Source organism: Microbacterium sp. NPDC078428, from assembly GCF_044542535.1.
Classification (GTDB): domain Bacteria; phylum Actinomycetota; class Actinomycetes; order Actinomycetales; family Microbacteriaceae; genus Microbacterium; species Microbacterium limosum.
In genome coordinates, this window is record NZ_JBITUP010000001.1 from 611,511 (window position 1) to 637,096 (window position 25,586).

General features: G+C 71.0%; 22 protein-coding genes, 1 tRNA gene and 1 other RNA gene. 12 read left to right on the forward strand and 12 right to left on the reverse strand.

Translation table 11 applies throughout. The annotated features are described in order from the left end of the window. Positions 1-6 precede the first annotated feature (6 nt). Together ACIGCK_RS02910 and ACIGCK_RS02915 are read right to left on the reverse strand one after the other, a co-directional pair. On the reverse strand, positions 7-627 hold the full coding sequence (locus ACIGCK_RS02910) for a helix-turn-helix transcriptional regulator (protein ID WP_396663640.1): 621 nt from the start codon (positions 625-627) through the stop codon (positions 7-9). Between the two features lie 60 nt (positions 628-687). Further along, positions 688-843 (reverse strand): hypothetical protein, encoded by a 156-nt coding sequence (locus tag ACIGCK_RS02915; protein WP_396663642.1) that lies wholly within the window; start codon positions 841-843, stop codon positions 688-690. 92 nt (positions 844-935) lie between these two features. Between ACIGCK_RS02915 and ACIGCK_RS02920 the strand changes: the two genes are divergently transcribed. After that, on the forward strand, positions 936-1,412 hold the full coding sequence (locus ACIGCK_RS02920) for a MarR family transcriptional regulator (RefSeq protein WP_396663644.1): 477 nt from the start codon (positions 936-938) through the stop codon (positions 1,410-1,412). A 5-nt stretch (positions 1,413-1,417) separates the two neighbouring features. Here ACIGCK_RS02920 and ACIGCK_RS02925 read toward each other — a convergent pair whose 3' ends face one another. Then, positions 1,418-1,717, reverse strand: coding sequence for an ATP-dependent DNA ligase (locus tag ACIGCK_RS02925; protein WP_396663646.1), 300 nt, complete (start codon positions 1,715-1,717; stop codon positions 1,418-1,420). 61 nt (positions 1,718-1,778) lie between these two features. Continuing rightward, positions 1,779-2,120: a hypothetical protein gene (locus ACIGCK_RS02930; RefSeq protein ID WP_396663648.1), complete on the reverse strand. Its 342-nt coding sequence runs from the start codon at positions 2,118-2,120 to the stop codon at positions 1,779-1,781. Positions 2,121-2,322: 202 nt separating this feature from the next. On the opposite strand from ACIGCK_RS02930, the gene ACIGCK_RS02935 reads away from it, so the two are divergent. Then, complete coding sequence (locus ACIGCK_RS02935) at positions 2,323-2,562, forward strand: hypothetical protein (RefSeq protein WP_396663649.1); 240 nt, start codon at positions 2,323-2,325, stop codon at positions 2,560-2,562. A gap of 39 nt (positions 2,563-2,601) precedes the next feature. Next, positions 2,602-3,096, forward strand: a complete 495-nt coding sequence (locus ACIGCK_RS02940; RefSeq protein WP_396663650.1) for a bifunctional nuclease family protein — start codon at positions 2,602-2,604, stop codon at positions 3,094-3,096. 35 nt (positions 3,097-3,131) lie between these two features. On the opposite strand, the gene ACIGCK_RS02945 is transcribed toward ACIGCK_RS02940, so the two are convergent. From ACIGCK_RS02945 to ACIGCK_RS02965, 5 genes are all read right to left on the reverse strand, one after another. Then, positions 3,132-4,160: an LLM class flavin-dependent oxidoreductase gene (locus tag ACIGCK_RS02945; protein ID WP_396663652.1), complete on the reverse strand. Its 1,029-nt coding sequence runs from the start codon at positions 4,158-4,160 to the stop codon at positions 3,132-3,134. A 74-nt stretch (positions 4,161-4,234) separates the two neighbouring features. Beyond that, positions 4,235-4,322: transfer RNA gene (locus tag ACIGCK_RS02950), tRNA-Ser, on the reverse strand. A gap of 26 nt (positions 4,323-4,348) precedes the next feature. Further along, a complete protein-coding gene (locus ACIGCK_RS02955; protein WP_396663654.1) occupies positions 4,349-6,610 on the reverse strand; it encodes a DUF3488 and DUF4129 domain-containing transglutaminase family protein in 2,262 nt (753 codons plus the stop codon). Further along, the gene (locus tag ACIGCK_RS02960; protein ID WP_396663655.1) at positions 6,597-7,844 is read right to left on the reverse strand and encodes a DUF58 domain-containing protein; all 1,248 of its coding nucleotides are present in this window, start codon (positions 7,842-7,844) and stop codon (positions 6,597-6,599) included. Before ACIGCK_RS02960 ends, ACIGCK_RS02955 begins: the two co-directional genes overlap by 14 nt. After that, positions 7,841-8,809: an AAA family ATPase gene (locus ACIGCK_RS02965; protein WP_396664000.1), complete on the reverse strand. Its 969-nt coding sequence runs from the start codon at positions 8,807-8,809 to the stop codon at positions 7,841-7,843. Before ACIGCK_RS02965 ends, ACIGCK_RS02960 begins: the two co-directional genes overlap by 4 nt. Before the next feature lie 215 nt (positions 8,810-9,024). Here ACIGCK_RS02965 and ffs point away from each other — a divergent pair. The 7 genes from ffs (at position 9,025) to recR (ending at position 18,932) form a co-directional block, all read left to right on the forward strand. Then, positions 9,025-9,121: signal recognition particle sRNA small type (gene ffs, locus ACIGCK_RS02970), an RNA gene on the forward strand. A gap of 96 nt (positions 9,122-9,217) precedes the next feature. Continuing rightward, positions 9,218-11,338, forward strand: coding sequence for a phosphate acetyltransferase (gene pta, locus ACIGCK_RS02975; RefSeq protein ID WP_396663657.1), 2,121 nt, complete (start codon positions 9,218-9,220; stop codon positions 11,336-11,338). A gap of 2 nt (positions 11,339-11,340) precedes the next feature. Then, positions 11,341-12,567, forward strand: a complete 1,227-nt coding sequence (locus ACIGCK_RS02980; RefSeq protein ID WP_396663658.1) for an acetate/propionate family kinase — start codon at positions 11,341-11,343, stop codon at positions 12,565-12,567. A 108-nt stretch (positions 12,568-12,675) separates the two neighbouring features. Further along, a complete protein-coding gene (locus ACIGCK_RS02985; RefSeq protein ID WP_396663659.1) occupies positions 12,676-13,407 on the forward strand; it encodes an HAD family hydrolase in 732 nt (243 codons plus the stop codon). Positions 13,408-13,469: 62 nt separating this feature from the next. Then, positions 13,470-16,019 (forward strand): glycoside hydrolase family 65 protein, encoded by a 2,550-nt coding sequence (locus ACIGCK_RS02990; RefSeq protein ID WP_396663661.1) that lies wholly within the window; start codon positions 13,470-13,472, stop codon positions 16,017-16,019. Positions 16,020-16,062: 43 nt separating this feature from the next. Further along, positions 16,063-18,339, forward strand: coding sequence for a DNA polymerase III subunit gamma and tau (locus ACIGCK_RS02995; RefSeq protein ID WP_396663663.1), 2,277 nt, complete (start codon positions 16,063-16,065; stop codon positions 18,337-18,339). Continuing rightward, positions 18,339-18,932, forward strand: a complete 594-nt coding sequence (gene recR, locus ACIGCK_RS03000) for a recombination mediator RecR (RefSeq protein ID WP_330171310.1) — start codon at positions 18,339-18,341, stop codon at positions 18,930-18,932. The genes ACIGCK_RS02995 and recR overlap by 1 nt, the downstream gene beginning before the upstream one ends. A gap of 37 nt (positions 18,933-18,969) precedes the next feature. On the opposite strand, the gene ACIGCK_RS03005 is transcribed toward recR, so the two are convergent. The 3 genes from ACIGCK_RS03005 to ACIGCK_RS03015 form a co-directional block, all read right to left on the reverse strand. Beyond that, positions 18,970-19,461: a hypothetical protein gene (locus ACIGCK_RS03005; protein WP_396663665.1), complete on the reverse strand. Its 492-nt coding sequence runs from the start codon at positions 19,459-19,461 to the stop codon at positions 18,970-18,972. A 119-nt stretch (positions 19,462-19,580) separates the two neighbouring features. Next, on the reverse strand, positions 19,581-21,329 hold the full coding sequence (locus ACIGCK_RS03010) for a putative Ig domain-containing protein (RefSeq protein ID WP_396663667.1): 1,749 nt from the start codon (positions 21,327-21,329) through the stop codon (positions 19,581-19,583). A gap of 263 nt (positions 21,330-21,592) precedes the next feature. Continuing rightward, the gene (locus ACIGCK_RS03015) at positions 21,593-22,990 is read right to left on the reverse strand and encodes a threonine/serine exporter ThrE family protein (RefSeq protein ID WP_396663669.1); all 1,398 of its coding nucleotides are present in this window, start codon (positions 22,988-22,990) and stop codon (positions 21,593-21,595) included. Between the two features lie 90 nt (positions 22,991-23,080). Between ACIGCK_RS03015 and ACIGCK_RS03020 the strand changes: the two genes are divergently transcribed. Together ACIGCK_RS03020 and ACIGCK_RS03025 are read left to right on the forward strand one after the other, a co-directional pair. After that, a complete protein-coding gene (locus tag ACIGCK_RS03020; RefSeq protein ID WP_396663671.1) occupies positions 23,081-24,367 on the forward strand; it encodes an aspartate kinase in 1,287 nt (428 codons plus the stop codon). Positions 24,368-24,506: 139 nt separating this feature from the next. Then, on the forward strand, positions 24,507-25,583 hold the full coding sequence (locus tag ACIGCK_RS03025; RefSeq protein ID WP_396663673.1) for an aspartate-semialdehyde dehydrogenase: 1,077 nt from the start codon (positions 24,507-24,509) through the stop codon (positions 25,581-25,583). Positions 25,584-25,586 lie beyond the last annotated feature (3 nt).

Below are 25,586 nucleotides of genomic sequence, written 5' to 3' on the forward strand. Positions count from 1 at the left end.
GGAGGGTCAGCGGGTCGTGAGCTGGACGACGCAGTCCTCCGGATTGCACGATGGGCGCATGCCGTCCACCAGCAGCGGCCCGCCGGCCTCCGTCAGCACCCCCTGCATGATCCCGAGGTGCACCGAGCACAGTGTGCCGCGATGATTTGCTTGCGCCGTCGCGTGCGGGCACGGAGAGAGATCGATCGTGAGGGCCGACTCGTCGATGAGGGGATCGAACCCCGATTCGCCCAAGTGGTCGATGATCGCGTCGAGCTGGTGGGTCGCGTCGGTTCCGAGATCTTCGGCACTGACGCCTGTCCACGGCATCACGCGGCGCATCAGGTCGCCGCGAGCGGCCGCCTCGCGAGCCTTCCGCCGGGCGATCGGGCTCGACGATTCCCCCTGTCCCGTGGCTGCGCTGTACAGAACACGCGGCCGGCCTCGGGTCATCCGGTGCTCCGTCTCCCGCACGATGTGCCCGGCATCCAGCAATCGCGCGAGATGCTCGCGGACAGTGTTCGGGTGCAGCCCCGTCGCTTCGGCGAGTTCGGCGACCGTTCGTCGGGGATGCGACTGGATGAGGTGCAGCACCTCGACCCTGCTGAAGCTGGAGATCGCGCTGTATCCGCCGCGTGTGCCGGCCATGCGCTCATTATCCACCCGGGCGCCCCGCATTCACCCGGCCGCCAGTCGGGTCGAGCGCGCTCAGCGCCGCTGCGCGAAGTGGACGGGGATCGCCAAGGCGAGCGAGACGAGGATGATTCCGCCGGCGAAGACGAGGGCCTCGAGACCCGCGACGTTGAAGGCCAGCCCGGTGAGCAGCATGCCTGCGACGAAGAGGATGAGGGCAATGATGAACATCGGGGCTCCTTACGGTGGGACGTATCAAGCCTACCGATTTCGCGCGGACCCTCCGATAAGCAAAGGTAGTAAGGCGAGCTAACTAGTCGCACATGATGACGATGGAGGATCGAGAGCGAGCGATGGCGACGGATGCAGTAGTTCTGGACGCGGCCCGATCGGTCGAGCGCCTGCGTTTGGCGGAATCGCAGCTCGCACGTCGCCGCCAGACGGCGTGCGGGCCGAGCGAGAACGCGCGCGCGGCGATGCGCCTGATTCTCGAGCGATCGGACGCCGGCGTCGACCTCACCCCGGGCGAGATCGCCGACCATCTTTCGATCTCACCGGCATCCGTGAGCGGCATCCTCGATCGCCTGCACACGGGCGGATTGATCACTTTCTCGCCGAACGAAAAAGATCGCCGAAGCAAACTGGTCAACCCGGTCGACCGGAGCGTCGACATCGAGGACATCGATCCCCTGACCGCGCGCATCCGCGACATGTCGGTGGGGCTCTCCGGCGACGACGTGCGGCTGATCGCGGAGTTCATCGAGGGCATCGCCGATGCCGTCGACGACGAGTGCCGCTGACGGGATCAGGCCTCGTCGGGCTCCGGTCCGACCGCAAGCCCGTTGGGGCTGCTCGCGTCGTCCATCAGGGTGTCGATCCATGCGCGGTTGATCGCGGGGGCGCGGCTGCCGAAGAAGTGCAGGGTCAGCGGAACGGCCGGGTGGATCCACACGCTGCGCGGGCCGGTTCCGTCGCCACCGCCGATGTGAAGGAAGAAGGGTTCCGAGCGGCGGAGCTTGTTGGAGAAGACGATGCGCAGGTGCGCGAGTGCCCTGTCCTCGACTTCGAACGACTGAGACTGAGCTCCATAAATCAAACGACCCACGGGAGAGAGCCTATCCCGCTCAGCGGCTAACTAGTGACGCAGCCGCGGCTCACTACTTCGCCTACGCTGCGGGAACGGCCCTCAGGGGGGCGGATGCCGCGGCATCCTCTTCGTGCCACGTCATGCTGATTCCGGCCGAAGAATTCGCGGAATGAGCGAGACGCTTCAGATATTCGGGATCGAGGGCCTCGGGTTCCGGGTTGTCGAAGACGAAGCGAAGCGGGATGGAGGGCTGCATCCACAGCGTGCTGCGGCCGGCGGGCTCGTCGTCGCCATGGCGCCACGACAGCGTGAAGCTCTCCCCCCGGCGCAGCTTGGTGGCAGTGACCACCTTCACGTGCGCGAGGACGCGGTCGGGGATGTCGATCGCCTGATCGAACGTTCCGTAATACAACTGGCCCATGAGATCTCTCCTGCCCGGTTGGTTGAGATCGAAAATGCGCGATCGCGCCGACCAGCATCCAGATTACTAGTTTGACTAGATATCGCAACTTCTAGTTTGTTACTCATGTGGTGCGAGCGCCCCCGGCGGCGCTGCGTACCGCTACCGGCGACAATCCGCAACCCGCGGGACGCGGCGGCGCCCGCCGAATATCTTCTTAGCCATGGTGTTCATGCTCGATGGAGGTCCGCGTGACGGACAGCTCGTCGACGACCTGCCCGTCGGGTACGAGCGCGCATCCCAGGGGAGGCGATCTCAGGTGGAGATCGTGGAGGGTCTCGTGGCCGAACGCGCGGGGTGGATCCCCCGGGACATGCGGGCGGTGTTCGGCCCGGATCTCTACGCGCTGCGTGACCGCACGTATCCCTTCCTGAAAGGCTCGGGGGCCTCCGACAGCCGATGAAGACGCCTACCATGGGCTGATGTCGGAGAGAGAGGCGTCATGCCGCAGGTGAGGGTCGCGGGCGTCGCGCTCGACCAGACCGGTCAGCACGTACTGCTCATCAAGCCGGTGGACGAGCTGCCGGGTTCCGGTTCGATGCTGCCGATCTGGATCGGCGAGCTGGAGGCGACCTCGATCCTCGTCGCGGTGCAGGGCGCGGTCGCTCCCCGCCCCCTCGCCCACGATCTGATGCGCTCGATCGTCGACGCGACGGCATCCCGCATCGAACGGGTGGAGATCACCCGGCTCGAAGAAGGCACCTACTACGCCGAGATCACCCTCGAGACGCCGGCGGGTCTTCGCGTGGTCGATGCGCGCCCGTCGGACGCCGTCGCGCTCGCCTCCCGCGTCGGGTGCCCGCTCTGGGTCTCGGACGCGGTGATGGAGGAGGCGGGGGTGCCCGATCTCACGGCGGACGAGGGCAGCACCGAGGAGAGCATCGACGAGTTCAAGCGCTTCCTCAACGACGTCGATCCCGAGGATTTCCGCGGCTGACGCCCGGTCAGGGTGGACAGTGACCCCGGGGACGGTCAGACCCGCGCGCCGCGCCACCCCAGGGCCGGCGCGACGTGCGTGGCGAACGACTCCACGATGCGGAGGTTGAACTCCACCCCGAGCTGGCTCGGGATCGTGAGCATGAGGGTGTCGGCGCTTCGGACCGCGGCGTCATCCAGCAACTGCTCGACGAGCACATCGGGTTCGGCGGCGTAGGTCTTGCCGAACGTCGAGCGCATGCCGTCGATGACGCCGATCTGGTCGCCGCCCTGGCTGCCGCCGAAGTACATCGCATCCTCGGCCGTCGTGATCGGGAAGATGCTGCGACTGACCGACACACGGGGGGTGCCGGGGTGGCCGGCCTCCCGCCACGCGGTCCGGAAGGCGTCGATCTGCTGCGCCTGCAGCTCGTCGAAGGGCGTGCCGTCGGCCTCGGTGAGGAGGGTGGAGGACATCAGGTTCACTCCGACGCGTCCGGCCCACTCCGCGGTGTCGCGGTTGCCGGCGCCCCACCACACGCGCGAGCGCAGCCCGGGGGAGTGGGGCTCGATCATCTGCTGACCGGTGCCGCCGCCGAAGGGGCTGTGGGGGTCGCGCTCGGCGAGGCCTTCGCCCTCGATGGCGCGGAGGAAGAGGTCGAAATGAGCGCGCGCGATGTCGGCCCCCCGCGGGTCCTGGCCGCCGGTGTAGCCGAACGTCTCGTATCCGCGCACGACGCTCTCGGGTGAGCCCCGGCTGACGCCGAGCGCGAGCCTGCCCCCGCTGATGAGGTCGACGGCGGCGGCCTCTTCCGCGAGGTAGAGCGGGTTCTCGTAGCGCATGTCGATGACGCCCGTGCCCATCTCGATGCGCTGGGTGCGGGCGGCGATGGCTGCCAGGAGCGGCATCGGCGATGACTGCTGCCGGGCGAAGTGATGCACGCGGAAATAGATGCCGTCCGCGCCCAGGTCATCCATCCCCTGTGCGAGGTCGATCGCCTGCAGCATCGAGTCGCCCGCGGTCAGGATGCGGCCGCCGCCGAGCGGGCCGTAGTGGCCGAACGAGAGGGTTCCGAAGCGTTCCATGTCGGCGACAACGCTACGCCCTCCCGTTCCATTCCGGTGAATGAAGTCGGGATGCCGGGGGCGGCGTGGGGGAGTGGCGGAGGATAGGGGATTCGAACCCCTGAGGGCTTGCACCCAACACGCTTTCCAAGCGTGCGCCATAGGCCACTAGGCGAATCCTCCAGGGCCCACGAGGGCCGCGGACCATCCTACCCTGCCGAGCGGCCGGCCCCTCGCGCCCTCGGCGACGCGGTGAACAGCGAGGCCGGCGCGAACGTCGCCGCGAAGCGTCCGCGGCTGTCCCCGCTCTCCCGGAGCGCGGCGCGGATCTCCTCCACCGCCGCGGCGAGGTCTTCCTCCTCGGCGGGGCCTCCCGCGGCGTAGCTCGCTCGCTCGATCGCCGCGACGATCCGCGACACGGGTGCCTCCGGCGCGCCGGCGTCGCGAAGCCGCACGCCGAAGGCGCGCGGGGTCTCACCCGTACCCGGGCGTATCCCGAGATCGGTGGCGGAATCCGACACCTCCGCCCAGGCCGCCGCGGCGTCCCCCTCCGCCGCGGCCCGCAGGCGGCTCCGCCGACGAATCACGCGGAAGAGGGCTGGGGCGATCAGCAGGGCAGCGACGGCGGCCACCAGACCCACGACCGGCGTCGTGTTGACGCGGGTGGCCGCGGCATCCGGTGCCGTCGTCTCATCGAGGGCCCCGGGGTCCTGAGCGTCCGGCGCCTCGCCCTCCTGTGGCGCGTTCTCGGGCAGGGGGCCCGTGTCGGTGCCTGCGGGGCCGCCGCTCGTGCTGGCCGCCGCGAACCCCGTCGGCACGCCCAGGCTGTTGGTCGGCTCGAACGGCACCCAGCCGATGCCCTCGAAGTGCACCTCGGGCCACGCGTGCAGCTGGGAGCTCACGACCGTGTGCACGGTCTGGTCGTCGACGCGCTCGTCCGAGGCGGCGCCGGGGAGGTAGCCGACGACGATCCTGGCAGGCATCTCGAGCGACCTCGCCATGATCGCGAAGGCGGACGCGAAGTGGACGCAGTAGCCGCTGCGCTCCTCGAGGAAGTCGGTGACCGCTTCCAGCCCGGAGCCGTCGAACCCGTCGGCGACGGGGGCGCTGAGCGAGTATTCGAAGCTCGTACCGCGGAACCAGCGCTGCAGTGCGACGAGTGTGTCGTAGTCGTTGCCCGCGTCGCCGGCGACCTCGACAGCCAGCTGGCGCACCTGTGCGACGAGGTCGTCGTCCCCGGGAAGCGCGAGCGTGCGCCGCGAGCCCTCGATCCACGCCTCGCTGCCGCGGATCTGCTCGAGCGTGGGGCGGGGCACCTCGTACGTCACCTCGTAGTCCTGGCCCTGCGGCGACGAGGACCGCGAGATCACGGTGCGGTTGTAGTCGTAGACCGACCACTCGCCGTCGAGCCCCTCGACCTCGGTCGCGGGCCCGGGGACCGGCAGCCACGGACTGACGAAGTTCAGGATGTCGATCGTCGCCGTGTACTCGTCGACCTCCACGTCTGCGCGGGTCGTCACGGGCTGCAGTCCCTGATCGAGCGGGCGGCGCGAGCCGCGATCGGCCTCCCAGTGCGCGCCGTCGAACGTCGAGAGGGTGACCGCGCGCAGATACGGAGGCGCCGGCGCGTCGCTGCGCAGGGTCAGCACGTCGACCTCCTGCGGGCGCCGCAGGTCCTGGCCGAGCTCGAGCGAGGGGTCGATCGAGTTGCCGCGCACGGCGACGACGGTCGACCCGGCGCCCGTCGGCGCGGGCAGCGCCGGTGTCACGACGAGCGCGGCGAGGATCGCGACCGTCGCGATGGCGGAGGGCGCAGCCGCCGACCCGCGGGGTCGCTCGGATGCGCCGGACACGGCCCGCCCGGGCACCCTGGATCGCTCGCGTGTCGCCGTCTCCACCGCCAGCAGCGCGAGGGCGCTGCCGGCGAACGCGGCGAAGCCGAGCGGGTCGATGGCGGAGGGAACGGCGATCGAGGGGATCAGATAGACCGCGACGAGCCCGACGATCGCGAGCATCGGCATCCGCGCGGTCACGGCGACGTGATCCATCGCGATGACGAGCAGGCCCGCCGCGCCGACGATCATCATGGCGAGGGGCTGCCCGACGTCGAGAGGCGCCGCCCCGTCGCGGATCTGGCCGAGCGCCGCGTCGACCGATACGGGCACCATGCGCAGCGTCTCCAGGCTCGGGATGACCCCGAGGATGGCGGTGCCGCCGGAGAAGAGCGCCGTCATCGCGACTGTCCAGAGGCCGACTTCGACGAGCGCGACCCCGTAGGCCGGGGCGCGCAGGCGGCGCGCGACGTAGCCGCCGGCCAGCACGAGGATCGCGATCCCCACGACCCCGCCGACCCAGCCGCCCGGCTCCACGACGCGGAGCAGGGGCAGGAGCGACGTGCACACCCCGAGGAAGACGGTCACGAGGAGCGCCGCCGACGGGGTCGGGCGCGCGGCGGGATCAGACCATGACATGACGGTTCCCGTGGTCGGCGAGCCCGGTCCACACCTCAGCGAGGTCGGTGTCCGGACCGATGGCGGCCGTGTGCCACCCCGCGTCGCGTGCGCGATCCAGCGCGCCGGCCTGCGGATGGGCCGAGAGCAGCACCGGGAGGGTCGAATGGTGCGCCGCGGGAGCGAGGGCGACGGCATCCGCGTCGTCGAGGTATCCCGTGATGACGGCGACGGGCCCCGTGGTGTCGCCGGTGAACAGGCTCGCGACACCCGTGAGCGTGTCGTCGCGGCGGGTGGTGAGGGTCGCGAAGCGCACGAGCATCGCCTCGATCTCCGCCGCCGCATCGGCGCCGGGCACAGGCTCGCACAGGGGGCGGCCGTCGCTGTCGCACACGTGCACGACGCAGCCGTCGTGGGCGAGGCGCAGCACGATCGACACGCACGCCGAGAGGGCGGCTTCGAAGGCCTCGGCCTCGCCGGGGGCGGAGCGCGCCGCGGCATCCCAGCGACGTGCGCTGAGGTCGATGAGCACGGTGGCGGCGGGGGTGGAGTCCTGCTCCTCCTGCCGCACCATGAGCTGGTCGCGGTGCGCGGTGGCCCGCCAGTGGATCCTCCGCATGGAGTCGCCCGGTGCGTAGGGGCGCGCGATGAGGTTGTCCGTGCCCTGGCCCAGCCTGTCTGACGCGCTCTGCTGCACCCCGCCGGACTCCGACACCGAGAGCGGTATCGCCGGCAGGGGGATCGTGGCGGGCACGGCGATGAGGCGCGTCGGCTCGCCGCCCGTGTGGCTGCGCCGGGTCAGGCCGAACGGGTCGCTGATCTGCACGGCGAAGGGGCCGAGGGAGTGGATGCCGCGGCGCTGCGCCGTCGCCTCGTAGCGCACGACCGACTCGCGTCCAGGGCCCGTGCGCGCGGCGGTGAGCTCGAGCGCGCCCTTCGACTCCCCGGACACGGCGGCGGGGAGTCGATCGCTCCACCGCGCGGCCGTCACGGGCATCGCCGCGCGGAGCGTCGTGTCTATGCGCACGTGGACGCTCTGGCCGACGGGGACGACGTCGGGGTGCAGCGAGCGGACGGCCCGGTCGAGGCGGGATCCGAGGCGAAGGGCGATCATGCCGGCCAAGAGCACCGCGAGGAGGAGGCAGCCGACGTACAGCAGCTCGACCGTGCCGAGCTCGCCCGCGAGCGCGAAGCAGGCGATGGCGAGCACGAGCGCGCCCGACCCCCGCGGGGTGAGGGGCCAGCGGCGTCTCATGAGCGCGGGGCGACCGGCACCCTGACGTGCGCGGCGAGGCGGTCGAGGACGGCGGTGACCGTGTCCGTGCCCCCGCGGGAGCGCGCTCCGGACACCGTCCGGGTGGGGATGAGGCGATGCGCCAGCACGGGGTGAAGGAGCGCGATCACGTCGTCGGGGATCACGAACGCCCGCCCCTCCAGCGCCGCCCACACCTTCGCGGCGCGCACGAGCTGCAGCGTCGCGCGGGGGCTGGCCCCGAGCCGGAGGTCGGGGTGAGAGCGGGTGGCCTGGGCGAGGGCGACGGCGTATTCCTCGACGGCGGGCGACACATGCACGGCGCGGGCGAACGCGATCAGCCGGGCGACCTCGTCCATGCTCACGACGGGGCGGATGTCGGCGAGGGGGTTCACGGCGTCGCGCTGGCGCAGCATGAGGGCCTCGGCGGCCGCATCGGGGTAGCCCATCGAGATCCGCATCATGAAGCGGTCGCGCTGGGCCTCGGGCAGCGCGTACGTGCCCTCCATCTCGAGCGGGTTCTGGGTCGCGACCACGAGGAAGGGCCGGGGGAGCGGATGCGAGTGCCCGTCCACCGTCACCTGCTGCTCCTCCATCGCCTCGAGCAGGGCGGACTGCGTCTTGGGGGAGGAGCGATTGATCTCGTCAGCGATCACGATGTGCGCGAAGATGGCGCCCGGCTTGAACTCGAACTCGCGGTGGACGGGGTTGAACACGGAGATGCCGGTGACATCGCTCGGGAGCAGGTCGGGAGTGAACTGGATGCGCCGGACCGTCGCATCGACGCTGGCGGCCAGGGCCTTCGCGAGCATCGTCTTGCCGACGCCCGGAACGTCCTCGATCAGCAGGTGGCCCTCGGCGAGGATCGCGACGAGAGCGGTGCGGACGGCATCGGGTTTGCCGTCGATGACGCCCGAGACGGACGAGAGGATGCCGCTGGTCGTCTCACGGAAGCGGTCCGCGTCCATGGCGGCCTGCGTCGCGTGACCGCCGGGGGCGTCCGACGCGCCCGCCACCGCTTCGTGCGTCGAAGCCTGGATGGTGCGTTCGTGCATGAGGCCCCCTGTCTCGACGGCCGGAGCTCGGGTCACCCTCGACGCCGTTATGCAATCGTAACCGCCGGGCGGCGTCCGGGGGCCGGGTCGCCTGACTGGGGCGTGGGAGCCGCTCGGGGTAGAGTGGAGGCAGCTCTCCGCGTGACGGCATCCAGGCCAACTCCCCCAGGACGGAAACGTAGCAAGGGTAACCGGGCTCTGCCGGGTGCGCGGAGAGTCTTACTTTTCCCCGGGGCGTGCGCCGCCGCGGCGGAGGGCGGACAGGAGATTCGCGGGCGATGGGGCCCGCGACGCGGCATCCGTCGACCTAGGCTGGACGATGTGGCGCAGAGCATCTTCATCACATCCGCGGAGGGCCATTCCGGAAAGTCCTCCATCGCCCTCGGGGTGCTCGACACACTGAGTCACGCGACCGCCCGGGTGGGCGTGTTCCGCGCGATCGCCCGGTCGACGAACGAGCGCGACTACGTGCTCGAGATGCTGCTCGCCCACGATGGCGTCGACCTCGCCTACGAGGACTGCCTGGGCGTCACCTACGACGATGTGCGGGCCGACCCCGAGGCAGCGCTCGCGACGATCGTGGAGCGCTACAAGGCGGTCGAGGCGCAATGCGACGCCGTCGTCATCCTCGGCAGCGACTACACCGACGTCGGCAGCCCGGCAGAGCTCGCGTACAACGCGCGCATCGCAGCGAACCTCGGCGCGCCCGTCCTGCTCGTCCTGGGCGGACGCGCAGGGCAAGGGCTGTCGGAGCAGCTCGGCTCGTCGACGCCGCGCACGCCGGCCGAGATGAGGCAGATCGCCGACCTCGCGCTCACCGAACTCGCGCACGGCCGCGCCGAGCTCTTCGCCGTCGTCGCCAACCGCGCCGATCCCCAGGCGCTCGAGGAGACGATCGCCGCCATCCGCTCCTCCGTCGCGGCCCACCGCCGCGGCTCCGTTCCGGTCTGGGCGGTTCCGGAAGACCTCTTCCTCGTCGCCCCGTCGATGCGCGGCATCATGCGCGCCGTCGGAGGCGCCCTGCTCAAGGGCGACCCGGAGTTCCTCACCCGCGAGGCCCTCGGCGTGGTCGTCGCGGCGATGAGCGTGCGCAACGTGCTCCCACGGCTGACGGAGGGCGCGGTCGTCGTGATCCCGGCCGACCGCACCGAGGTGCTCCTGGCGGTCCTTCTCGCGAATGCGTCGGGAAACTTCCCGTCGGTCTCCGGCATCGTCCTCAACGGCGGGTTCGAGATCCCCGACCCGATCCTCAAGCTGATCGACGGGCTCGGCTCGACCGTTCCGATCATCACCACCGACCTCGGCACGTACGAGACGGCCGTTCGGATCATGAACACGCGGGGGCGTCTGGCCGCCGACTCGCAGCGCCGCTACGACACGGCCCTCGCCCTGTTCGAGACCCACGTCGACACCGGCGAGCTGCAGAACGCGCTGGGCGTCGCGCGGGCCACCGTCGTCACGCCGCTCATGTTCGGCTACCAGCTCATCGAGCGCGCGCGGCGCGAGCGCAAGCACATCGTGCTCCCCGAGGGGGACGACGACCGCGTCCTCCGCGCGGCGGCGACCGTGCTCAAGCGCGGCATCGCCGACGTCACGATCCTCGGCGAGCCCTTCGAGGTGCACAACCGGGCGATCGAGCTCGGACTGGACATCCGCGCGGCTCAGATCGTGAGCCCCTTCGACGCCGTCCTCGTGCACCGCTTCGCCGACGAGTACGCCCGCCTGCGGGCGCACAAGGGGATGACCCCCATGCGCGCCGCCGACACCGTCACCGACGTGTCGTACTTCGGCACCATGATGGTGCACCTGGGGCTGGCCGACGGCATGGTCTCGGGTGCCGCGCACACGACCGCGCACACGATCCGGCCGGCCTTCGAGATCATCAAGACCAAGGAGGGCGTCTCGGTCGTCTCGAGCGTCTTCCTCATGGCGCTCGCCGACCGCGTCCTCGTCTACGGGGACTGCGCGGTCGTGCCCGACCCGACCGCCGAGCAGCTCGCCGACATCGCCGTCTCGTCGGCGGCCACCGCGCAGCAGTTCGGCATCGAGCCCCGCGTGGCCATGCTGTCGTACTCCACCGGCGAGTCGGGGGCGGGCGCCGACGTGGAGAAGGTCCGGGAGGCGACGGCGCTGGTGCGCACGCGCGCCCCCGAGCTGCTCGTGGAGGGCCCGATCCAGTACGACGCCGCCGCCGATGCCGCGGTGGCCGCGGCGAAGATGCCGGGATCGGATGTCGCGGGTCGCGCCACGGTCTTCGTCTTCCCCGACCTCAACACCGGCAACAACACCTACAAGGCCGTCCAGCGCTCCGCGGGCGCCGTCGCGATCGGGCCCGTGCTGCAGGGGCTGAACAAGCCCATCAACGACCTCTCACGGGGGGCGCTCGTCGACGACATCGTCAACACGATCGCGATCACCGCGATCCAGGCGCAGGACGCCTGACCATGGGTGCCGTCCTCGTCGTCAACAGCGGGTCATCGTCGTTCAAGTACCAGCTCATCGACGCCGACACCGAGCGCAGGCTCGCGTCGGGTCTCGTCGAGCGCATCGGCGAAGACATGGGGCACGCATCCCATACGGTGACCGGGGGCGGGGCGGACCAGGCCGGAGCGCCCGCCCTGCACGAGGCCACGTACGAGCGCGACCTGCCGATCCCCGATCACACCGCGGGGTTCCGCGTCATGCTCGAGGCGTTCGCGCAGGACGGCCCGTCGCTCGAAGCGCATCCGCCCGTCGCCGTCGGCCACCGCGTCGTGCACGGCGGGGCGCGCTTCTTCGAGCCGACCCTCATCACGGCCCTGGTCGAGATCAACATCGACGAGCTCTCGGTGCTCGCCCCTCTGCACAATCCGGCGAACCTGCAGGGCATCCGCGCCGCCAGGACGGCGTTCCCCGACATCCCGCATGTCGCGGTGTTCGACACCGCGTTCCATCAGACACTGTCGCCGGCGGCGTACACGTACGCCATCGACAAGGACCTCGCGGAGGCGCATCGCGTGCGCCGCTACGGGTTCCACGGCACGTCGCACAAGTTCGTCGGCGAGCAGGCGGCCGCCTACCTCGGCCGAGACCTCGAGGGGCTGCGCCAGATCGTCTTCCACCTCGGCAACGGCGCGTCGGTGACGGCGATCAAGGACGGCCGCTCGGTGGAGACCTCGATGGGGCTGACCCCCCTGGAGGGCCTCGTGATGGGCACGCGCTCGGGCGACCTCGATCCGGCGGTGCTCCTTCATCTCGCGCGCCGAGCCGATCTGTCCATCGCCGACCTCGACGCCCTGCTGAACAAGCGCAGCGGACTGCAGGGCCTGGCCGGGGTGAGCGACATGCGCGACATCGTGGCGGGTGTCGAGTCCGGAGAGGATGCCGCGACCCTCGCCTTCGACGTCTACATCCACCGGCTGCGGGCGTACGCGGGTGCCTACATCGCCCAGCTCGGCGGGGTCGACGTGATCTCCTTCACGGCGGGCGTCGGAGAGAACGCGCCGCGGGTGCGCGCGGAAGCGCTCGCGACGCTCGGCTTCGCCGGCATCGGCGTAGACCCCCGCCGCAACGCGGAGCGGGTCCGCGGCATCCGGCCGATCTCGCCCGAGGGCGCGCCCGTCGCGGTCCTCGTCGTGCCCACGGACGAGGAGCTCGAGATCGCGCGGCAGACGCTTCTCGTGACGGGATGAGGCCCTGCCGCCACGCGCGACACGTCCGCACGGGCGCACTACGCTTGCACCGAGGCGCGACGGGGAACCGCCCCGACTCACCGTGAATCGCCGCTCCCTGGAGACCCTGTGACCGCCGACGCCCTGCCCGACCTCGCGGCCTACGACGCCGTGCTCTTCGATCTCGACGGCGTTCTCACGCCCACCGCCGAGGTGCACATGCACGCGTGGAGGACGATGTTCGAGGACCTCTTCGCGGCATGGCAGATCACACCCCCGTACACCGATCGTGACTACTTCGATCATCTCGACGGCAAGAAGCGCTACGACGGCGTCGCGAGCCTGCTGCGCAGCCGCGACATCGAGGTGCCGTGGGGCGACCCGGCCGACCCTCCGACGGCGGACACCGTCTGCGGCATCGGCAACCGCAAGAACGAGGTGTTCTCGCGCGTCCTGCGCGCCGAGGGCATCGCCCCCTATCCGGGGTCGGTCGCGCTGCTCGACTACCTCGCCGAGCGGGGCACCCCCGTCGCCGTCGTCTCCAGCTCCAAGAACGCCGCCGAGGTGCTCGCCGTCGCCGGCCTGGCCTCGCGCTTCGATGTCGTCATGGACGGCGTGATCGCCGAACGCGACGGGCTCGCGTCCAAGCCGGCGCCCGATGTCTTCCTCGAGGCGGCGCGGATGCTGGGGGTCGACCCCGGCCGTTCGGCGGCCGTCGAGGATGCCATCTCCGGAGTGGAGTCCGCTGCCGCGGGCGGGTTCGCCCTCGTCGTCGGCGTCGATCGCGGCACCGGCGCCGACGAGCTGCGTGCCGCCGGCGCGCACGTCGTGGTGCACGACCTCGCCGAGCTCGTGCCGTGACCTCGGCATCCGTCTCCCCCGCCCCTTCTGTCTGACTCCGCCCCCCGAAGGAGACCGCCGACATGATCGATCGCGATCGCTTCCCCATCGACCCGTGGCGTCTGGTCGAGACGTCGTACTCCGAGGAGGACACGGGGGTCACCGAGACGCTCTTCGCCCTCGGCAACGGATACGTGGGCATGCGTGGCAACCACCCCGAGGGACGCCGGGCGTACGAGCACGGAACCTTCATCAACGGCCTCCACGAGACGTGGTCGATCCGTCACGCGGAGCAGGCCTACGGCTTCGCCGAGGTGGGCCAGACGATCGTCAACGCGCCCGATGCGAAGGTCATGCGGGTCTACATCGACGACGAGCCGCTGTCGCTCGACGTCGCCGACGTGAGGGAGTACCGTCGCGAGCTCGACATGAGGGAGGGCGTGCTGCGGCGCCACATCCTCTGGTGCACGCCGTCGGGCAAGCAGGTGGAGATCGACTTCGAGCGCCTCATCTCCTTCGAGGAGAAGCACCTCGCCGTCATGAAGCTCACGGTCACCGTGCTCAACTCCGACGCCCCCGTGGCGATCAACTGCCAGCTCATCAACCGGCAGGACGGCGAGGACGTCTACGGCGGCACCCCGAACGCGCCGCGCAGGGCGGGCTTCGACCCCCGCAAGGCCGAGCGCATCGCCGCCGAGCGCACGCTGCTGCCCCAGGAGTACTGGCAGGACGGCATCCGCTCCACGCTGAGCTACCAGGTCAACGCCTCGGGCATGACGGTCGCCGTCGTCGCCGATCACTTCATCGAGACCGACAACGAGCACGAACTGCGCACGCTCATCGAGCCCGACATCGCCAAGAACGTCTTCCGCGTTCAGGCCAAGGCGGGGGTGCCCACCACCGTGACGAAGATCGTGGCCTACCACTCCTCGCGCGGGGTGCCCGCGCGGGAGCTGGTCGACCGCTGCCGGCGCACGCTCGATCGGGCGGCGACCGAAGGGGTCGCGCACATCTACGAACGCCAGCGGAGCTGGATGGACGCGTTCTGGGAGCGCTCCGACGTGGTCATCGGCGGTCACGACGACCTGCAGCAGGCCACGCGCTGGTGCCTCTTCCAGCTGGCCCAGGCGGCGGCGCGCGCGGACGGGCAGGGCGTCCCGGCGAAGGGGGTCACGGGGTCGGGCTACAGCGGCCACTACTTCTGGGACACCGAGATCTACGTCCTGCCCTTCCTGGCCTACACGAGCCCGTTGTGGGGGCGCAACGCGCTGCGCATGCGGACGCTGATGCTCCCCGCCGCGCGCCGGCGGGCCTTCCAGCTCAACGAGGCCGGAGCCCTCTTCCCCTGGCGCACGATCAACGGCGAGGAGGCGTCCGCCTACTACGCGGCGGGCACCGCGCAGTACCACATCAACGCCGACGTCACGTATGCGCTGGCGAAGTACGTGCGCGCCACCGGCGACGTCGACTTCCTCCATCGCGAGGGCGTCGACATCGCGGTGGAGACGGCCCGGCTGTGGGCCACCCTCGGGTTCTGGCGGGAGGGCGACGAGCGTGCGACCTTCCACATCCACGGAGTCACCGGACCGGACGAGTACACGACCGTCGTCAACGACAACTTGTTCACCAACGTGATGGCTCGCTTCAACCTCCGCTTCGCCGCGCGGACGGTGCGGGAGATGCAGGATGACGATCCCGACGCGTACCGCCTCATGGTCGACCGGCTGGGTCTGGACCCCGCCGAGGCCGAGGGGTGGGACATGGCCGCGGAGGCGATGCACATTCCCTTCAGCGAGGCGCTCGGCATCCACCCGCAGGACTCGCTGTTCCTCGAGCGGGAGGTCTGGGACCTCGAGCACACCCCGGTCGAGCAGCGTCCGCTGCTGCTGCACTTCCACCCGCTCGTGATCTACCGCTTCCAGGTGCTCAAGCAGGCCGACGTCGTGCTCGCGCTGTTCCTCCAGGGCAACCACTTCACGCCCGAGGAGAAGCTCGCCGACTTCCAGTACTATGACCCGCTGACAACGGGCGACTCGACGCTCTCCGCGGTCGTGCAGTCGATCCTCGCGGCCGAGGTGGGGTATCAGGACCTGGCGCTGGACTACTTCGCGCAGTCGATCTTCGTCGACCTCGCCGACCTGCACCACAACGCCTCCGACGGGGTGCATGTGGCCTCGGCGGGCGGGGTCTGGACAGCCCTCGTCTCGGGATTCGGGGGGATGCGCGACCACTTCGGCGAACTGAGCTTCGACCCGCGTCTGCCGGCTTCCTGGCCGTCGCTGTCGTACTCGCTGCGGTGGCACGACGCCAAACTGGGCATCGTCATCACCGCCGACGCGTTCCGCCTGCGCGCCGACGACGCGGGGCCGGTGACGTTCTCGGTGCGCGGGGAGCAGTACACGGTCGAGGCGGGCGGCGAGCTCGTCATCCCCCTGAGCGATCAGGGGCCGGTGCTGGCGGGAAAGCCCACGCTGAAGCAGTTCGAGGACGTCCGCCGCGAGGACGGCACGCTGCTGTCGGCATCCGTTCCGACGGTCACGACGAGCCTGCCGCCTGTCACGGAGGCGATCCCGGTCGTCGTCGGCGGCGCGCCCGGCTCGGCGGACGATGCGGGGTACGGGGTGGACAGCTGAACCCGCCCGAGAGGAAGTCGGAGCCACGCCGTAGGCTGGGGGAGTGACCGCCGCCCTCTACCGCCGATATCGTCCCGAGACGTTCGGGCAGATGATCGGGCAGTCGCAGGTCACCGAGCCGCTCATGACGGCGCTGCGCAACGACCGGGTCGGCCACGCGTACCTCTTCTCGGGCCCGCGCGGCTGCGGCAAGACCACGTCGGCACGCGTCCTCGCGCGGTGCCTGAACTGCGCCCAGGGGCCGACCGACACGCCGTGCGGCACCTGCCCCAGCTGCGTCGAGCTCTCCCGCGCGGGTGGGGGCTCGCTCGACGTCGTCGAGATCGACGCGGCCAGCCACAACGGCGTCGACGACGCGCGTGATCTGCGCGAGCGCGCGATCTTCGCCCCCGCGCGGGACCGCTTCAAGATCTTCATCCTCGACGAGGCGCACATGGTCACGCAGCAGGGCTTCAACGCCCTGCTCAAACTCGTGGAGGAGCCGCCCGACCACGTCAAGTTCATCTTCGCGACCACCGAGCCCGAGAAGGTGCTCGGAACGATCCGCTCGCGCACGCACCACTACCCCTTCCGGCTCGTGCCGCCCGGGCCGATGCTCGAGTACGTGCAGCAGCTGTGCGGCGAGGAGGGCGTGGAGGTCGAGTCCGGGGTGCTTCCGCTCGTCGTCCGCGCCGGCGGGGGCTCGCCACGAGACACGCTGTCGCTGCTCGATCAGCTCATCGCCGGTTCCGACCAGGGTCGCGTCGTGTACGAGCGGGCGGTGGCGCTGCTCGGGTACACCCACGCCGAGCTTCTCGACGAGGTCGTCGACGCCCTCTCCGCGGGCGACGCGGCAGCGGCGTTCGGCGCGGTCGACAGGGTCGTGCAGACGGGCCAGGATCCGCGCCGCTTCGTGGACGACCTACTCGAGCGGCTGCGCGATCTCATCGTCGTCGAGGCGACAGGACCCGGCGCGTCCGCCGTGCTCCGCGGCATCCCGGCCGACGAGCTCGATCGCATGGGTCGCCAGGCGACCAACTTCGGGGGGACGCGGCTGTCCCGCGTGGCCGACCTCGTCAGTGCCACGCTCGATGACATGTCCGGCGCGACGTCGCCGCGCCTGCACCTCGAGCTCATGATCGCGCGCGTGCTGGCGGCGGATGCCGCGGCCGGCGCCGCACCGGCATCCTCCGCACCGGTCGAGCCGCGCGCGGACACCGTGCGCGCCCCGGCGCCCGCGACGCCTTCCGCGCGTCCCGTCGCGGAGCCCCCCGTGGTCCGGCCGGTGCCGTCGCACTCCGTGCGTCCCGAGATGCCCGCCGAGCCCGAGCCCGCGCCCGCCGAGCCCGCGCCCGCGGACGCCGCGCCCGCGCCCGCGCCCGCCGCGCCCGAGCCCGCCGACCCTCCCGCGAAGGCGGCGCTCCCCGAGGCCGTCGCGCCGGCCACCCCGGCCGCACCGGTGACGCACGCGCGCGTCAGGGATTCGTGGCCCGAGATCCTCGGAGTGCTCGAGACCATCAGCCGATCGTCCTGGCTGATCGCGAGCAACGCCCGCGTCGTCGCCTATGACGACGAAGTGCTCACGCTGGCGTTCCAGAGTCAGGGCGACGTCGCGAAGTTCCGCGAGCTGAAGGCGGGATCGGGCGCGAGCGAAGACCTCCGCCAGGCGATCGACCGCGTGCTCGGCGTGCGGGTGAAGTTCCTCGCGCGGGGCGAGGGCCCGTCGTCCCCTCCGCCGCCCGCCGACGATCCGCCGCCGGACGACGAGCCGCCGTACGACGACGAGCCCTCGCGTGATCGACGCTCCGGCGAACGGGCACCCCGCCAGGCGCCGCCCGCCGCGCCGCCGCCGCGCGCGTCGCGTCCGCCCCAGGGGAGCGCGGCACCCGCGGCCCCGGTGACGGAGTGGGCGGTCGCGACCATCCCCGCCGGAGAAGGGCCCGCGACGCCCGCCCCCTCCGCGGGCTACGCGCCGTTCCCCGTCGACGATGACCCGGAGGAGGCGGTCGCGGCGGCCGCCTTCGTCGCGACCATCCCCGCGGTCCGCGAGGGCGAGGTGCTCGCCGACGACGACGCGGCGGCGGTCGATGACGAGCCCGTCGACGACGTGGACACCCTCGGCCCCGCCGTCGCGGGCGGGAGCGCACCGGTGGCCACCGCCCCGACGCAGGCGCCCACCGCAGCCATGCGGGCGATGACGCCCGACGCGCGCCCGCAGCGCCCGGCGTCTGCGCTGCGCAGCGACGGCATCGACCGTTACGGCGAAGCCGTCGTGCGTCAGATCCTCGGCGCACGATTCGTGCGTGAAGAGCGCTACGAGCCCCCCGCGAGGTTCAGCTGATGTACGACGGCATCGTCCAAGACCTGATCGACGAGTTCGGCCGGCTTCCCGGCATCGGGCCGAAGTCGGCGCAGCGCATCACCTTCCACATCCTCCAGACGCCCGCTTTCGACGTGTCCCGCCTCTCGCAGCTGCTGGCGGAGGTGCGGGAGAAGGTGCGGTTCTGCGAGATCTGCGGCAACGTCTCCGAGCAGGACCGCTGCAGCATCTGCCGCGACCCGCGGCGCAACCCTCAGGTCATCTGTGTCGTCGAAGACGCGAAGGATGTCGCGGCCATCGAGCGCACCCGTGAGTTCCGGGGTCTGTATCACGTGCTGGGCGGGGCGATCAGCCCGATCGACGGCGTCGGCCCCGACGATCTCCGTGTCGCCGAGCTGATGACGCGTCTCGCGGACGGGACCGTGCAGGAGGTCATCATCGCCACCAACCCGAACCTCGAGGGCGAGGCGACCGCGACCTACCTCAGCCGCCTGCTGCTCAGCCTGCAGATCCGCGTCACCCGCCTCGCCTCGGGGCTGCCGGTCGGCGGCGACCTCGAGTACGCCGACGAGGTCACCCTCGGTCGTGCGTTCGAGGGTCGACGGACCCTGTAGCGTGTACCGCTCACGGGGTCCTCCCGGGGCATCCGATTCAGCGGAGGACTTCGACGAGCACGATCCAGGAGATCATCAACGCGACCGGGATCGCGACGATGGCCCCGACGGCTACCACCACGAGCCCCGCCGGCTCGCCCGCGATCAGCATCGCCGAACCCACGGCATAGATCGCGGCGGGCAGGAAGTTGATGGCCGCACGCGGCCCCTTGTAGCCGTTCTGCGGATCGGTGTTCTGGAGGATCGCACGCGCCGCGTGAGCGTTGAACATCATCGCGATCAGGGCCGATGCGAGCACCGCGACCCCGTAGGCGACCAAGGTGATCTCGGGGAACATGGCCAGGGCGGAGGCCGTGATCGCGAGCACGAGCGTCGCAATTCCGGCGCCCAGGCGCGCGGTCAGGGAACGCGACTTCACGATCTCCGCGATGTTGACGCTCGCCGCCACGATCACGAGGCCCGCCAGAGCCGCGGTCGCTCCGAGGATGCCGAGATTGAACTCGTTCCAGCCGAGATCTCCCACCATCATGCGCCGACGTTCGCGATCGATCGTTGCAGAGTCATGACCGCACCTTAGTGTGTGCGTCGGATGCGTCGCGTACCTCGACCTGACCGATGAGTCCTGTCGCCGGCTCGTCTTACGGGCGGTCAGCGCGTCCGGGCACGACCGAAGCCGCCCGCAACCGAGACGACCACGCCAGCCAGGAGAAGCGCGGCGGCGGACCAGAGAGCCGTGTGGTTGCCGTCGCTACCCGACCGCGCCAGCTCTCCGCGGGATACGGACGCGGCGGTGTCCGTCGGCGCGGCAGTGTCCGTCGGCGCGGGGGCGGGGGCGGGCTCGGAAACCCTCAGGGTGTAATCGGCGATTGTCGCGTTGCCGTACCGGTCCTCGGCCTCGACGCTGAATGCGAAGCTGCCGCCCGTGGTCGGGGCGCCCGTGAGCGACCCCGATGCCGTGTTCAGCACGATTCCCGGGGGGAGAGCGCCATTCATGACGGAGTAGGAGTACGGTGCCGTTCCCCCCTCCGCGAGGAGCTGAACGGAGTAGGCGGCCCCGGCATCCGCGTCCGGCAGGGTTGAAGGAGACAGCGTGATCGTCGCCGGAGTGACGATGAGCGTGTCCGCGGAGGTGGTGGCGCTCTCGGCCCCGGGCGACACCACCCTCGTGCTCACGGCTCCCGAGCGCAGGCTCGACGGCACGGTGGCGCTGATGAGCGTGTCCGACATGATCGTGAACGTCGTCGCCGGCTCCGAGCCGAAGAAGACGTCCGTGACGGCGCCGAAATTTTCTCCCGTGATGGTGACGGTGGGCGCACTGCCCTGCACGACGGTGGCGGGGGCCACGCTCGCCACGATCGGGCGCGGTACGTAGGTGAATGCAGCCACGGCGGGGAGGGTGACGCCGCCGGCCGTGGCGACCTCGATCGTCCGCGCGCCGGTGGGGAGGGGTGAGGCCTCGGGGACCGTGACGAGCAGTCGGGTGTCGGTCGAGGACGCCGCCGCCGCCGCTCGTCCGTCGATGTTCACCGTCGCATCGGCCAGGCCGCTTCCCTCGATGGCGAGCGACGAGCCGACGGCAGCGCTCGCGGGCGAGATGGAGGTCAGGTATGAGGTGTAGTAGATCGTGACGAACCCTCTTCCGAGGTTGTCGGCAGCCGCTCCGGTGAGCGAGCCGGCGAAGAACGACCCGCCGCCGCCTCCGCCTCCGCCATGGCCGTCTGCGTATCGTCCGCCGCCGCCTCCGCTGTACCCGCCGCCTCCGCCACCTCCCGTGGATCCTGTGCCGCCGCCGCCGCCGAAGCCGCCGGCGCCGCGCGTACCGACGAACGGCACGCTTCTGCCGGGGCCACCCGCCGCGCCCGCCGCAACGGACTGCCCGCCGCGGTTGCCTTCGACGCCGCTGCCGGTCAGTCCGCCGCCGCCTCCGCCGCCCGCAGATGGACCCTCGACGCCGCCCGCACCGTCAGTGCCGCCGGCGCCGCCTCCGTTGCCCCCGGTAGTGCCGGTGGTGGTGAGGCTCGCGGACAGACCTCCGCGGTCGGATCCGGCTCCGCCCCCGCCGCCAGCCGCGGCGAGGATGCCGTCCTCGTCGGGGGTCGTGTAGATGAAGGTTCCGCCACCCCCGCCGCCGCCGCGGACGTTCCGGACGCCGTTCTGGCCCTGGCTGCCGACGAGGATGTTGAGGGTCGCGCCGGGCACGACCGACAGTGTGCCTGTCAGCTGGGCACCTGCGCCGCGGTTGTCCGCCGCCCCGCCCTGTGCCCCTGCCAGGTGGACATAGATCTCGGTGACGCCATCGGGCACGGTCCAGGTCTGCACGGCTCCCGTGTCGGTGAAGGACTCAGACGTGTCCGCCGGCGCTGCGAAGGCCGGTGCGGGGACGAAGAGTGCGGCCATGGCTACAGCCCCGGCCATGCCGGCCGCGAAGCCGCGTGCTCGAAAGAGACTCATCAGGTGGGGAGCTTCCTGTGTGAGAACGGGGCAGCACGCTCGAGGGTGGTTGCTTTGCATTGAGCCCCGCCGTCTGCGGCCAGAGGTCCTCACGCTAGCGACGATGGTGAGCGCCGGGAGTATGGTCCAGCCACCATTTCTGGTGGTTGACATTTCGGGTGGTCGACGGTGCGCGCTCGACCACCCGCGCGACCCGGGCGGGACAGAACCTATCGGCGCAGCCGAGCGCGGGCGCGCACGACGCCGCCGAGGGAGGCGCGCACGGGCTGACCGAGGTAGATGCCCAGCGACGCCCCGACGGCGAGGCTCACACCGATGACCCCGGCGCCCGCGAGCGTGCCGAAGCCCTCGATCATGATCTGCGGGTCTTCGCCCGACTCGACGATCCCGAGCAGGCCGCGGAAGACGGCCGCACCGGGCACCATCGGCAGGATCGCCGCCGTCGTGATGGCGACCGCCGGCACGTGGAGCCGGTACGCGGCGATTACCCCGACGAAGCTTCCCGCGAACGCCCCGATGCCACTGGCGGCGGCGACTTCCAGACCCGCGCCGGACGCCGCGAGGAATCCGATCCAGGCGACCACGCTCAGGACGGTGCTCACGACGACGATGCGCAGCCCCGCGCCGTTGAAGACGGCGACGGCGACCGCGATGAGCGCGGCTCCCGCGAACTGCAGCGGCACGGGCCCGAGCGGCAGGGCCTCGCTCGGCGGTTCCATCGCGAGCCCGAGGACGCGCGCCGTCTGGAGACCGGCGAGGATGCCGAGCACGACGCCCAGTGTCTGAGTCGTCAGCTCGAGGATCCGCCCCGTCGCGGTCAGCGCGAAGCCGTCGATCGCGTCCTGGGCGGCACCCACGACGGTGAGTCCCGCGAGCATCAGGACGACGCCGGAGGCGACGATGACGGAGGGCCTGACGCTGTCGCCGCCCGGGATCGAGGTCATCGCGAGCAGCGGCGTGAGCGCCGCGACGAGGGTGAGCACGAGTGCGCCCGCGATCTGGCTGAAGAAGAAGGGCACCTTCGCGCGAGCGAGCAGGGCCTGGGTGACGGCGGCGGCACCCGCCGCGATGAACGCGACGGCGACGGCGAGGGGGCCGGCGCCGAACATCACGGCGACGCCCACCGCCAGCATCGCCTGGGCGACGATGACGATGCCCGGTCCGTAGCGGAACGGCGAGCGCCGGATCTCCCGCAGGCGCGTGCGTGCCCGTGAGAGATCGAGCCCCTGGCCGACATCCGCGACGAGGGACTGAAGGCGGCGCAGCTTGTCGTGGTCGGGGGCCGTCTGCCTCACGACGCGCAGGAGCGTGATCGGGCGGGGGGCACCGCCGCGGTGGTGCGACGCGGTGATCGAGTTGTAGGTGACGTCGACGTGCACCGGGTCGAGCCCGTAGGCCGCGCTCACCCGGACGATCGTGGCGGTGACGTCGCTGGCGGAGGCCCCCGTCGCGAGCATCGTCTGCCCGATGCGCACGGCGATATCGAGGATGCCGACGGCCATCCCGTCGTCGATCACCGGGATCGCCTCGGTCAGGGTGTCGGTGGACACCTCTGCTCGGACGAGCCCGCCGAGCGAGGCGAAGAGGCGACGGCGGCGCTGGTGCATGACCCCTCGATCGTAATCGCGGATGGCCCTTCCGTAAGATGGGACGTCGGGTGCGGCATCCGAGCGCCCTTCACCCCCGGGAGTTTCATCGTGGCTCTGATCGTGCAGAAGTACGGCGGTTCGTCGGTCGCCGACGCCGAGAGCATCAAGCGGGTGGCCAAGCGCATCGTCGACACCCGCCGCGCCGGCAACGACGTCGTGGTGGCCGTGAGCGCGATGGGCGACACGACCGACGAGCTGCTCGACCTCGCGGGGCAGGTCGCCCCCATCCCCGCACCCCGGGAGCTGGACATGCTGCTCTCGAGCGGCGAGCGCATCTCGATGGCCCTTCTCGCGATGGCCATCCACTCGATGGGCTTCGAGGCGCGCTCGTTCACGGGCAGCCAGGCGGGGATGATCACCGACTCCACCCACGGCGCCGCCCGCATCGTCGACGTCACCCCCGTGCGTCTTCGCGAGGCGCTCGACGAGGGGGCCATCGTGATCGTCGCGGGCTTCCAGGGCTTCAATCGCGACACGCGAGACATCACGACGCTCGGCCGTGGCGGGTCCGACACGACGGCCGTCGCGCTCGCGGCGGCCCTGAACGCCGACGTCTGCGAGATCTACAGCGACGTCGACGGCATCTTCACCGCCGACCCCCGCATCGTCCCGAAGGCGCACAAGCTCGACACCGTCTCCAGCGAGGAGATGCTCGAGCTTGCCGCCAACGGCGCGAAGGTCCTCTACATCCGCGCCGTCGAGTACGCCCGCCGTCACGGCGTGCTGATCCACGCGCGGTCCACGTTCAGCTCGGGCGAGGGCACCCTCGTCCTCGACGAGAAGCGCCGCGCGGCGCTCGCACAGCAGGGAGACGGCATGGAAGAGCCCATCGTCACGGGTGTCGCCACGGATGTGGGGCAGGCCAAGATCACCGTCATCGGCGTGCCCGATGTCCCGGGCAAAGCGGCCGAGATCTTCAACATCGTCGCGAAGTCGGGCGCGAATGTCGACATGATCGTCCAGAACGTCTCCGCTGCGGCGACGGGGCGCACCGACATCTCCTTCACGCTTCCCAAGGGGGATGCCGCCACCGCGCTCAAGGCGCTCGCCGGAGAGCAGACCTCGGTGGGCTTCGAGAGCCTCGTGCACGACGACCAGATCGGAAAGCTCTCGGTCGTCGGCGCCGGCATGCGCACCCACTCGGGCGTCTCGGCGACGCTCTTCGAGGCGCTCAGCGTGACCGGCGTCAACATCGAGATGATCTCGACCTCCGAGATCCGCATCTCGGTCGTCGTGCGAGCGAGCGACCTCGCCGAAGCGGCGCGGGTCGTGCACACGGCGTACGGCCTCGACGGCGACACCGACGCGACCGTCTACGCCGGGACGGGTCGCTGACACGACCGAGCGGCCCAGCCCGACGCAGGAGCTCGGCCGAGAACAGGACGGTCGTGGCCGGGCCCTCCTGTCCTCGTCGCATCGCCTGTCTTCGCATGGTCGGTAGAATCGACCGGATCCCCACTCAGAAAGCACCGTCATGACCCGTATCGCAGATTCCGGACTCTCCGTCGCCATCGTGGGCGCCACCGGCCAGGTGGGCACCGTGATGCGAGAGATCCTGATCGAGCGCTCGTTCCCGATCGGTGAGCTCCGGCTGTTCGCCACCGCGCGCTCGGCCGGCACGAGCGTCGAGTTCGGCGGCCACACGGTCGTGATCGAGGATGTCGCGACGGCGGACCCGGCCGGGATCGACATCGCGCTCTTCTCCGCCGGCGCGACCGGATCGCGCGCCCACGCGCCCCGCTTCGCGGAGGCGGGCGCCGTCGTGATCGACAACTCGAGCGCATGGCGGATGGATCCCGAGGTGCCGCTCGTCGTGAGCGAGGTCAACCCGCACGCGATCGCTCAGGCCGTCAAGGGCATCATCGCCAACCCCAACTGCACGACCATGGCGGCGATGCCGGTGCTGAAGCCGCTCGATGCCGAAGCGGGCCTGCAGCGCCTCATCGTCAGCACCTACCAGGCGGTCAGCGGATCGGGGCTCGCCGGAGCGAACGAGCTCCTCGGCCAGGTCGAGGGCGTGCTCGCGCAGCGCGACACGCTGCGTCTCGTGCACGACGGGTCGGCGGTCGACTTCCCGGCCCCGGAGAAGTACGTCGCGCCGATCGCCTTCGACGTCATCCCGTTCGCGGGCAATCTCGTCGACGACGGCGACAACGAGACCGACGAGGAGAAGAAGCTCCGCAACGAGAGCCGCAAGATCCTCGAACTGCCCGGCCTGAGGGTCGCCGGCACCTGCGTGCGCGTCCCGGTGTTCACCGGCCACTCGCTCTCGATCCACGCCGAGTTCGCGGGCGACATCACCCCGGAGAGGGCGCGCGAGATCCTCGCGGACGCGCCGGGTGTCGCGCTGGAGGAGGTTCCGACGCCGCTTCGGGCCGCCGGCAGCGACCCGAGCTTCGTCGGGCGGATCCGGGCCGACCAGTCGGCTCCGGAGGGCAAGGGCCTCGTGCTCTTCCTCAGCAACGACAATCTGCGCAAGGGGGCGGCGCTGAACGCCGTGCAGATCGCGGAGCTGGTCGCCGCTTCGCTGGGCGCCTCCACCGCCGCCTGAACA